Consider the following 10808-nt stretch of genomic DNA (forward strand, 5'->3'; position numbering starts at 1 on the left):
GGCCAGGACCCCAGGATGCTGCATCTCACCGATCTCGCCACCCGCCCTTCCGACGACGACAGCGCCGCGCTGCCCCCCGCGACCCCGCCGCGCCTGCGCGACCGGGCCCAGGAACGCTGGAGCTTGACGATCGGCGCGATTTTCGCGGGCGCCGAGGCGCTCTGCCTCTGCGCGGCGGGCTTCCTGACGGTGCTCTTTGCCACGCTTGTCGGCGAACAGGGGGAGCTGTCCATGGTCGGCCCGCTCCTGGCGCTCGGCGCCAGTTTTGTCCTGGCCATGCTGGTCCTGAGCTACACGCAGGCTCGCGCGCTTTCCGGCCAACGCGCGCTGCGCCGCCGGGCCAGCCTGGCCGGCCGCGCCTTCGCGGCGGGCTTTCTCTGCCTCGCGCTGGCGCTGCTGCATCCGCTCCTGGGCGCCGCGCTCCTTGCGGCCACCGTTATTGGCGCCGGTGCCCTGGCGCTGGTGACCCGCCGCGCTCCGCGCGAACCGCTTTGGGATTTCCTCCCGCAAGAGGCGGTGGCGCTCCTTTCCGGCCGCGATGCCCGCGGCCTCGAGCTGGCGCTCGCCCCGCCCCCCGGCCCGGTCCTTACCACGGCCACGATCCGCGCCGCCCAGGCGCTGGCGCTGGTCCTCGCCGCGGGCGCCGCGGCTTACCTGACCGGCCAGAACACGCTGGCGCTCGCGGGCTACGCGCCGCCGGTGCTGGCCGCCCCCTGGGCCACCGGCGCACTGCTCGGCTGGCTCGCCGAGGTGCTCTCCGACCGCGCGGCGCGCCTCCCCGCCACGACCGCGCTCCGCCCCGATCCCCCGCCCGAGGGCGAGGCCGAGGAGGTCGGCCTGCATGTCACGCATTTGACCCTGCGCGACGCCAGTGGCACGCCGCGCCTCTCCGACGTCAGCCTGGAGTGCGAGCCGGGCATGGTCACCGGCCTTCTCGGCGACAGTGGGGCTGGCAAAAGCCTGCTCCTGCAAGCCCTTGCCGACCCCCATGCGCTCGAGGGCATGCAGATCACCGGCCGCGCGAGCCTCAGCGGCCGCGATCTCTGGCAGCGCGCCGCCGCCGAACAAACGGTGATGGTCGCGCATCTGCCCGAAGCGCCGATCCTCCTTGCCGCAAGCGGCGCCGACAACCTCACCTGCTTTCACCCCGGCGATCTGCTTGCGCGGGGCAAATGGTTCCTCGAACAGCTGGTCTTCGCCACCGACATGGTCGAGGAAATCTGCGCCACCGACGACGCCCGCCGCCTGCCCTACATGCAGCGCAAGGCCCTGGCGCTGGCCCGCGCCTTCCTGCTCGGCCCCGAGCTCTACCTGCTCGACCGCCCCGAGGACGGGCTGCCGCCCAAGCTCATCCCGGCCCTCGAACGCCGCATCACCCACGAGGTCCGCCTGGGCCGCAGCATCCTCATGGTGACCGACAACCGCGCGCTCCTGGCGCTCTGCGACCGAATGGTGGTGCTGCAGAACGGCCGCGTCGTGGACTACGGCACCGCCGAGGGCATCCGCGACCGCCAGGACACCGGCTGGGCCCGCTTCCGCGGCCGCCGCGAACTGGCCACCGACGACAGCCTGCGCTTCTGGGTGCGCTCGCATTTCTACCGTGCCGGCGACGAGGCCAACCGCCGCAAGCTCGCCGCCGTCGCCTCGCAGCTCCTGGCGCTCTCCTGCCAGAGCCGCGACCGCCAGGCGCCGGGCCATGTGAGCTTCACCTTCAAGCATTTCCAGGGCCATTGCCTCCTGCGCATGCAGGACAGCGAGGCCCCGATCAGCCAGGCGCATCTCGACCGCGCGCGGGAAGAAGCCGCCTCCGACAAGCCCGAGGCCCGGTTGTCGCCGCTGGCCGCCCTGATGCGCCTCTGCCTCGCGGTGGAGCCCGGCAGCCATCTCGACGACCGCATGATCGAGACCCGGATCGAGACCTATGATCCGCGCAAGACCCGCCCGCCGCCCATGCCCGGGGATCCCGATGCCCCGACCTGACCCCGCGCGCCGCACCCTGCCCCGCCGCGCGCCGCCGCTCTCGCGCGTCGGCTGGCTGGGCCTCGGCCTGACGCTGGTCGCGCTCCTGCTCTTCGCGGTCGCCAACTGGCTCGCGGGCCAGGAGCTGACCCCGCGCCACAGCTACTACGGCAGCCTGCGCCCCACCGGAGAGCCGCATCCCGTGGCCCTGCCCCCCTATGCCTTGCTGAAGGAAGTGGTCGCTACCGAAGGCGCTTCAGTCGCCCGCGGCGAAACCCTCGCCATCTACGACCTGCCCGCCCTGCGCGCCGAGGCCAAGGCGCTGGAGCTCCAACGCCTGCACGACAGCGTGTTGCAGCAATGCCTGCTCGCCGACCAAAAACCCCGCATGCCGGGCTCTTTTGCCCCCGAAGACGCCAAAGCCGCCGCCATGGCCCGCGCCGTCCGAAGCTGCCGCGAGTTACGCCAAGCCGAAGAGGACATCCGCGCCCACCACGCCGCCCGCCGCCGCGCGGTCGAGGCCGAACGCGCCGTCCTCGCTCGCTACCTCGACAGTCTCACCGGAGCACCGCGGACCTTGGGCCCAGACACTGTTTCACCCGCCGCAGGTGCCGCAACCACCGAGCCACGCCGAGCCCTCGCCCTGGCCCTCGCCGCCCAGCGCCTCGAGGCCCGCCTGACCGAAATTTCCGCCGAAGAATCCACCGCCCTCCGAGCACATCACGCCCAGATCACCGCCCGGTTGTCCTCCCTCGCCGCAGCCACCCAGGCCAACACGCTCCGCGCTGAAGCCCTGGCCCGCCACATCAAGATCCCACGCCTGCGCGCGCCCGTTCCCGGCCGCGTCGCCCGCATCCGCCCACTGGCCCAATCCGCTCCAACGGCGAGCCCGCTGCCCCTCCTCGACATGACCACCGAAGCAACGCCTGGCTTCACCGTCACCGTTGATCTGCCCGCCGCGGGGCTCCAGAACATCACTCCCGACCAACCCGTCAAAATTCAGCTGGTGAACCTGCCACGCCAATGGCCCGAGCTGACAGGCCAGATCTCCGGAATAGAGGCACAGGAAAATGGGCACCTGCTGGCCCGGATCGCACTGTCCAAGGAAGACGCCGACCTTCTCGCTCACCCTGAGAACGGCATCGGCTTGATCTCGACCAACACAGCGGCAGAGGTGCGGCTAGTGCATGCGGCTCGCCCACTCGAGCAAGCAGCTACTCGCGCAATCCTAAACATTCTGCCGCCAGCGACTGCGTGGTTCGGCTCACGGCTTGGGGCTTCAAGGCTCCAATCTCAGGAACTTCCAGCCCCATTTTAAGGTCCGGACCAGATCCCCCAACCCTTCTAGAGCCCCGCCGTCTCCGCGCCGCACCGGCGCACATAGACAGTCACGCGCCGTTGCCAGGCACTCGTCGCAGCAAGCTCCTGCATCGGCTCCGCAGCCCCCAGCCCCTCAACACTTCGGATCCGAGCGCGCCCGATCTGAGCCGCCAAAGCCTCTTCCACAACCCGAGCACGCTGGGTCGAAAGCGGCAAGTTAACCGAGGGCGCACCGCTCGCGTCCGAATGACCGCTGAGTTTCAGACAGCTGCCCGCCAGCGGCTCCGTCCCGAGAATCTCACTGATCCTCAAAATCTGCCGCTCCGCCGCAGCATCAAGGCGCGTGCCCCCGCCGCGAAAGAAAACACTGCTTTCACGCAATCGCGCCGGCGGTGTCCCTTCAGTCTCGCGCGCCGCGCAGCCCGGTGCCTCCATGTCGTAGAGCACACGGATCTGCCGGCAGTCCTCCGCCGTCAGCCCCTGCGCATGCACCGCCTCTGGCACACAAAGACACAGCGCCATCACGGCGCCCATGGTTCTGAGCATGGCGCACCTCCTTTGGGCGTCATTCTCACCCGCACCCGTAAAGAAATCCTTGAAGCTCTTTGAACGGCCGCGCGAACAAAACCCAAAAATCCGCCGCGCAATAACCATTTCTTCGGACATTGCCCCCAGTCTGGCCGCGAGATGCGACAGACGGATGCCATGACCGACACGCAAAGATACCCCGCGATCGACTGCCTGCGCCTCATTGCCGGGCTGTCGATGGTGGCACTGCACGCCACGGCGGACCCGCAGGGTCTGCCCTGGCCCGACCACCCGCCCGAGGCGCGCGCCGCGCCGCTCTACCTTCGCGCGGTGCTTTACACCGCGCGGACCGAGCTTTTCCTGATCATCGCGCTTTTCCTGCTGCTGCTCGCGGGCGAAAGGCGCCCCCGCAGTTATCGCGCAACCATCGCCGAACAAGCCAGGCGCCTGCTTCTGCCCTTCCTGGTCTGGACGGGGTTCTACGCCCTCTTCGGCCTGATCAAGGCCCAAGCCTTCGGCTACCTCGGCCCCGCTCTGGCCGAACTTTCCGACCCCGTTGCCTGGCTGCGTTACCTGCTGCTAGGCGGCGTGAAATACCACATGCATTTCCTGCCGACGCTCTTCGTGTTGATCCTGGCCTATCCGCTCTACCGCCTCGCTCAGCGCCAGCCCGCGCTTGGACTGGCCATCGGACTATGCCTCGCCCTCCGCCATTGGCTCGATGCCCGGATCTACGCAAACTTCTGGGGAAGCGACGCGCTGCCTTTCCTGATCCGTAGCGTGAAGCTTTTGACGTACACCGGCTACGGAATGCTCGCTGGCGCAGCGCTGGGCCTTTGGCAAAGTGGCGCACTTACCGCCCGGCGTTGGCTCGCGCCGCTCATTTTATTCGGTGTGTTGCTCTTCACCTTCAAGCTCGACGCCACACAGCAAAGCATCGCGACAGGCGCCTGGGCATTCGACCACTCGCCCGGGTACTGGGCTGATTTCCTATTCCCGGCCCTACTCTTCCTAATCTGCTTGTCCCTCGGACAAGGCCACTGGCCAAATGCCGTGGCACGCAACGCGCGCTTTGCCTTTGGCATCTATCTCTGCCACCCGATCTTCCTGGACCTCTGCGAAATCGCATTGCGCGACAGTACATTGACGCCCTTCGCGCAGGTCACAACGAAGATCCTTCCAACGCTTGCCGGGACTTTGGTCCTTGTCCCCATCATGGCCAAACGTCCTGCGTTGGCGTGGACCATCGGGCTAGGCCCGCTGCCCCAGCTGCGCCCAAGTCGCGCGACGGCGGCCAAGGAGCAATCATGCTGATCGAGACCCGACCGATCGATGATGGTCTGGCCGTACTGACCTTCTCCGGCCGTTTGGCTCGTGCATCCGATCTGCACCGGGTGTTGGAAACCTGCGATGCGCTCGCCGCCGAGGGCCGTATCGGTCAAGTGCTTGAATTGTCCCTTTTGAAGCGCGTTTCTTTTGAGGGACTTGCGACCCTAGTCGAACTAGCCGCCCGCAGACCGCAGATCATTTTATGCTACGCCGCTTTGCCCGACGGCCCGCTGCGCATGCTGCGTCGCACTGGCTTGGATCGTGGCCTTCGCATTTTTTCGTCGATTGACGCAGCGCTTGGCACGCCCGAATTGCGGGGGCTTGCACTCAATACCACCCGCACGGTGCTTTTGCCGCCGCCAGTGACTGGAGGTGACTCCGCATTGCTCCTCAACCTTTGCGGTACTCCGATCATCAACCACATGTTAGCAGCGCTCGGCAAATACGGCCTGAGCGATCTGATAGTGGAGGCAAGAAGCGAGATCGAGGCCATTCGCAGCGGGTTCGCCCCCAGTTTGCATTCGGGAATGCAACTACAATTTTTTGATACGAGACTTAGAGAGACAGAACCCAACCCTTCACCCTACAAAATACTAAAGCGCCTCCAAGAAGACCAAGCGGCCTTTCAAAGCGATTTGCTCGTCTGCGAAGCTCCGATCGTCGGTATTCCCGACATGCAAGCAATGATGCGGGCGCATCGTACCGCCAGGGCGCTAACCACCGCTGCCATCGTTTCCTCCACGACTCCCGGCCAAGCCGACCAACCCCTCGGGCTCACCATCTACTCCCCAAGAGCGATCAACTGTCTCTCGACCAGTAGCGGATCCAATACTTGGCCTACGCCAATAATTGCGCAAATTAGTCTAGACCAAGGCATCGCTACATTCCGAGCCCCTTCAAACGCAATCCGCATCGATAGTTGGCAGGCCCTTTTCCGTGCTACCGCAGAGTGTCTGGCTGGCCGCACAGAACTGCCGCCGACCGGACGCCGCATCGGCCCAGGGCTCTGGCGCGAGGAAGATGCTGAGCAACACCGACAAGCGCAAATCGAAGGACCTTGCCACATCGGTGCGGGAGCAAGGATCGACGCCGGATCCTGTCTGAAAGGCGTGACGGCTATCGGCGCTGGCGCGCGGATCGAAAGTAGTACATTGCTTCAGGATTGCTTGGTGTTGCCGGGGGCAGTGGTCCGCCAAGGAACCTGGGCCAAAAGTCAGGTCATTGGTCCAAACGGCTTTCGCGACCTGACCTTTGCAACTGATCTCGCCTTACCCGACAATCTCAACGCCGCCTCGCCGGTTCATGAAGATCTGCCGCGCCCCATTCCTATCCGCAGGCGCGCGTAAATGGCGTTTCAGACAGCTCCAGGACCAATCACCCTCGCTCCGAAATCGGATCAGACCCCGCCCTATTTCCATGCCTTCCGCGATCGCACCAGTCCACCGAGCACAACCTTCGACGGCCTTCACCGCGAGCTCTGGCATACCTCCGCAGGAATAACGCTTGGTCTCGGCATTTGGTATCTGACTTGGCGCTGGGGGCATTCTTTCAATCCGAACGCCCTGACATTTTCCATCGCTGTCGCCACCGCTGAAACCCTGGCTCTTACCGGCAGCCTTTTGTTTTTCTTCGACATTTGGGATGAGACAGACACGCCACCCGCGCCGCCGCCGACACGTCGCGCCGAGGCGGGCCTAGAAGGTCGCGGCCCAATTCACATCGATTTCTTCCTAACAACTCGCAATGAACCAACCGAGGTCGTCAGCCCTTCGCTCGTCGCCGCACGCTCTGTCATCGCGCCGCCCGGCACGCGAATAACCGTGCACCTTCTCGACGACGGTTCCAGCCTCGCCATGCGCCATTTGGCCCCTGCAATGGGCGTTCAATACCACGCGCGCGAGACGCGCCGCGGATTCAAGGCCGGAAACCTGACACATGCTCTTTTTGCGAGCGAAGGCGATTTCGTCGTGATCTGCGACGCCGACACCCAGCTATTCCCAAGCTTTCTGACCAATACTTTGGGCTACTTCCGCGACCCAAGCGTGGCTTTCGTTCAAACGCCACATTGGTTCTACGACATCCCCGATGGCATCCCGTGGCCCGACTGGCTCGAAGCGCGCTTTGGCCGGAAGGCACGGCGCTTCGCCCCATGCCTCAGCGCGCTGACCGGCCGCCCCCGCCAAGGGGCAGACCCTTTCCTCTCGGACCCAGGCCTGTTTTTCGACGTCATCCAGCGGCGCCGCAACCGCCACGGCGCCGCGTTTTGCTGCGGCGCCGCGTCCATCCATCGCCGCGAGGCCCTGTTCCAGAACGCCCTCCTGGAACAGGGCCGCCGCCTGACGCGCCTCGCACGCAAAGGCGACCCGGACAGCGCGCGCGCGCTCCTGCCCCGGCTCGACCTCATGCCCTTCCGCTACCATGTCTCCGAAGATCTCTTCACCGCGTTCGAACAACATGCCAACGGCTGGCGCTCGGTTTACCACCCTGGGATCGAGGCTCGCATGCTTTCGCCCTGGACCATGGACGCCTGGGCCACCCAGAAACTGAAATACGCCGGCGGCACCTTCGACATCTTCCTACGCAGCGGGCTGATCTTCCGACGCGGCCTGCCCTGGGCCACGCGGCTACACTACCTCGCGACCTTCTGGTCCTACCTCTCCGCGCTCTGGCTGCCGGTTCTGCTGCTGGCCCCGGTTGTCTCGCTTTTCACCGGTCTCGCTCCGGTCGATGCCTATTCGCTCGAGTTCTTCCAACACCTCCTGCCGCTCTTAATCATGAACGAACTCGCAATGAGCCTCGCGGCGAAGGGCCACAACATCCACGCTGGCCGCATCCTCGCCATCGCCACACTTGGCCTGCAATGGCGCGCGCTCTGGCAGGTCCTGCGCGGGCAGCCACCACACTTCCCGACCACACCAAAACTGCCAAGCTTGGCCCCGCGCCTGCGCCATATGGCCCCAAACCTCGCGCTCCTGGCCCTGATGATCCTCGCCGCAATCCACGGCACCTGGGCCTATCTTACTGGGATCGAGGGTTTTTCCGCCAGCTTCCTGGCCGTCAACCTCTTCTGGCTCACCCTGAATGCGGCCGCATTGATGCGCGCTGTCTCAGCCGGCTTCTGGCGCCCACCGGCGCCGCACACCGCCCAACGGTCCAGCGCCAACGCCACTTGATTCCGCCCCACCATAGTTAGGGAGCCAGCCCATGCCCGCGCTCCGGCCCGCCCATCGCAGCAGCCTCCTTTTCGTCCTGGGTCTTGGCCTAGCAGCCGCTTTCGCCGTGCTGTCCGACGGCGCCAGACATCACACGGCGCACGCCGAGGCGGCCTCCCTCAACCACAGTGCTGCCACGCTGCCGCTCGCCGCGCCACGCGCCCTCACCCCCGAAGACCGCGCCGCCGCGCGCAGGGCCTGGCGCTATTTCGACACGCAGACCCGCTCCCAGACCGGCCTCGTCGATTCCGTCGCCGGCTTCCCCTCAACCACGCTTTGGGACCAGGGCTCCTACCTCCTCGCGCTCGTCTCCGCCCGCCGCCTGGGTCTAATTTCTGAAAGCGAATTCGCCAAACGCACCCATTCCCTTCTCACCGGCCTCGAGGACCTGCCGCTCTTCGAAGGCAGTCTGCCGAACAAGGTCTACGACACCCGCAGCCTGGCCATGGTCGATTACGACAACACACCGCGACCCGAGGGCATCGGCTGGTCCGCCCTCGACATGGGCCGGATGCTCATGGCGCTCCGCGTCCTCGAGTCGGCCGAACCAAAGCTGTCACCTCGCGTCCGTGCCCTGCTCGCAAGCTGGGATCTGACCGCCATGACCAAGAACGGCGAACTCTGGGGCGCGATCCGCGAAGATGGCGTCACACGCCTCCGGCAAGAGGGGCGCCTTGGCTACGAACAATACGCCGCCCGCGCTGCAACACTCTGGGGGCTCGATGTCATTCCTGCCGCCTCGGCCCGCCGCGTCCTCGACTGGCGCGAAGTGCAAGGGATCGAGGTGCCCGTCGACACCCGCCGCGCCAGTGCCTTCCGCGCGATCACCCCAATCCTGAGCGAACCTTTCCTGCTACAGGCGCTTGAACTGGGCCTCGACAGCGAAACGCGCCTTCTGGCCGAAGCCGTCTACCGCGCCCAGGAAGCCCGCTACCACGCCACCGGTCATCTCACCGCGGTCTCAGAGGATCACCTCGACCGTACCCCGCATTTCCTCTACGCTACCGTCTTTTCCAACGGCCGGGCCTGGGCCGTGGTCGACGAGCGCGGCGACTTCCACCCCGCTCTGCGCAGTCAAAGCGTCAAGGCCAGTTTCGGCTGGGACGCGCTCTACGACACGGACTACACGGTCCGCCTTCGCGACAAGATCCACACTTTAGGTGACCTTGAGCGCGGCTGGCCCGCAGGCATTTACGAGGCCGATGGTAGCGTGAACGCCGCGTATACCTTGAACACCAATGCGGTCGTGCTCGAAGCGGTGCATTACATGGCATTTGGCCCGCTATGGAGCTTGCAATGACCACGCGGGTCGCAATATCCGTGGCCAAAGCACGTGCGCTGCCTCGAGCGCGCCGTAGGAAACATCGAAAAACGAGCCAACGGCGACTGAACGTCGAGTCGCTCGAGCAGCTACCGAGGCGCACCAGGGCGCTCGCCCTTGCAGCAACTCTGGCACTTCAGTTTCCAGGCATTCTTCATTCTGACACCGCGCCAACGAACTGGCTTCTGATCGAAGCCCGGAGCCTGCCCAACACTTGTCACCAACCTTTGGAATGCCTGCCAGACAGCACATTGATCTTGCGAAATCTCGTGCAGACCGCACCGGATGAGCGTGAAGCCCTGACCCTCTTTCTCAATCGCATTGCGTCCATCCGTAGCGTGCCGCCGATGTCGCAGCCTTTAGAGCCAGCGCCACTTCAGTTCACACAAATCAGCAAGCTCTTGCATGATCTCGGTCAGGCCGAGCGCATAGATCTGCTGAAAGGACACTCAGGCTTCTTCCTCGACGAAGAGGCGCTATTGGCCAACTCCGGCACCGTTCCTCACGCGAATCAACTTCGCGAAGCCCTACTGGCAGGCGGGGTGCCCCTGCTAACCAAACCGCAATGGCAGGCCCAACCCGGCCGCCCAAAACTTACCCTGCGCTTTGCCCCACGCAGCGATTCCGCAGGGTGCATCATCCCGTTTTCGATGACGCTGTCGCTTACAGAGGAAGCTGCCCTCTTGCGGAATCCAGAATTGAAGGTCTCGGCAACAGTTTGGTCGAAGACCTCGCGGCAAAACCTTGCGAACCTCAACCACACACCGGCGCATGCGCTCTCTGATGTCATTTCCGCCTTCGTCTCGGATTGGCAGAACGCGCAGGAGGCAAGCGACTAACCTCCAGAAGCTTTAGAGGCCCGTGAGGAAGTACCCAATATCGCGATACCCTTCCGGCGGTTCAATTGCTTCGCCGATATTTTCTGTAAACTCACTCGTGACTGCCTTGAGTTTTTCCCCAGCATTCATTGGAACTTGTTTAACTGGTGCTTGAGCGTGTGCTGTGACCCCCAATCTTCATCCACCCGAAGCCGGAGCCCGGCGGTCAGATTGGCGCGGGTGCGCCGGTGGAGCAATGGGCGATCCGCGCAGCGTTTCAGGTGCGCGGAGCGGATCATCCATTGCGGTGAGGTTGGCGGC

The 10808-nt window shown here is 65.1% G+C and carries 8 protein-coding genes; 7 read left to right on the top strand and 1 reads right to left on the bottom strand.

Features of this window, described 5'->3' with window-relative positions; all coding sequences use genetic code 11:
• Positions 1–15 precede the first annotated feature (15 nt).
• Together ACX938_RS09480 and ACX938_RS09485 are read left to right on the top strand one after the other, a co-directional pair.
• Positions 16–1980, top strand: a complete 1965-nt coding sequence (locus ACX938_RS09480) for an ATP-binding cassette domain-containing protein (protein ID WP_459430856.1) — start codon at positions 16–18, stop codon at positions 1978–1980.
• Entirely contained in the window at positions 1967–3277 is a 1311-nt protein-coding gene (locus ACX938_RS09485; protein WP_459430857.1) for a hypothetical protein, read from the top strand. The genes ACX938_RS09480 and ACX938_RS09485 overlap by 14 nt, the downstream gene beginning before the upstream one ends.
• 26 nt (positions 3278–3303) lie before the next feature.
• Here ACX938_RS09485 and ACX938_RS09490 read toward each other — a convergent pair whose 3' ends face one another.
• The gene (locus ACX938_RS09490; protein ID WP_459430858.1) at positions 3304–3825 is read right to left on the bottom strand and encodes an OmpA family protein; all 522 of its coding nucleotides are present in this window, start codon (positions 3823–3825) and stop codon (positions 3304–3306) included.
• 159 nt (positions 3826–3984) lie between these two features.
• Here ACX938_RS09490 and ACX938_RS09495 point away from each other — a divergent pair, with 159 nt between their 5' ends.
• Genes ACX938_RS09495 through ACX938_RS09515 form a run of 5 tightly spaced genes read left to right on the top strand, consistent with a single transcriptional unit; the run spans position 3985 to position 10508 of the window.
• Positions 3985–5121 carry an acyltransferase gene (locus ACX938_RS09495; RefSeq protein WP_459430859.1) on the top strand — a complete coding sequence of 379 codons (1137 nt, stop codon included), beginning with the start codon at positions 3985–3987 and terminating at the stop codon, positions 5119–5121.
• On the top strand, positions 5115–6482 hold the full coding sequence (locus tag ACX938_RS09500; protein ID WP_459430860.1) for a hypothetical protein: 1368 nt from the start codon (positions 5115–5117) through the stop codon (positions 6480–6482). Before ACX938_RS09495 ends, ACX938_RS09500 begins: the two co-directional genes overlap by 7 nt.
• On the top strand, positions 6483–8309 hold the full coding sequence (locus ACX938_RS09505) for a glycosyltransferase (RefSeq protein WP_459430861.1): 1827 nt from the start codon (positions 6483–6485) through the stop codon (positions 8307–8309).
• 31 nt (positions 8310–8340) lie between these two features.
• A complete protein-coding gene (locus tag ACX938_RS09510; protein WP_459430862.1) occupies positions 8341–9648 on the top strand; it encodes a DUF3131 domain-containing protein in 1308 nt (435 codons plus the stop codon).
• Positions 9645–10508, top strand: a complete 864-nt coding sequence (locus ACX938_RS09515) for a hypothetical protein (RefSeq protein ID WP_459430863.1) — start codon at positions 9645–9647, stop codon at positions 10506–10508. Before ACX938_RS09510 ends, ACX938_RS09515 begins: the two co-directional genes overlap by 4 nt.
• Positions 10509–10808 lie beyond the last annotated feature (300 nt).

Source organism: Roseivivax sp., assembly GCF_054552075.1.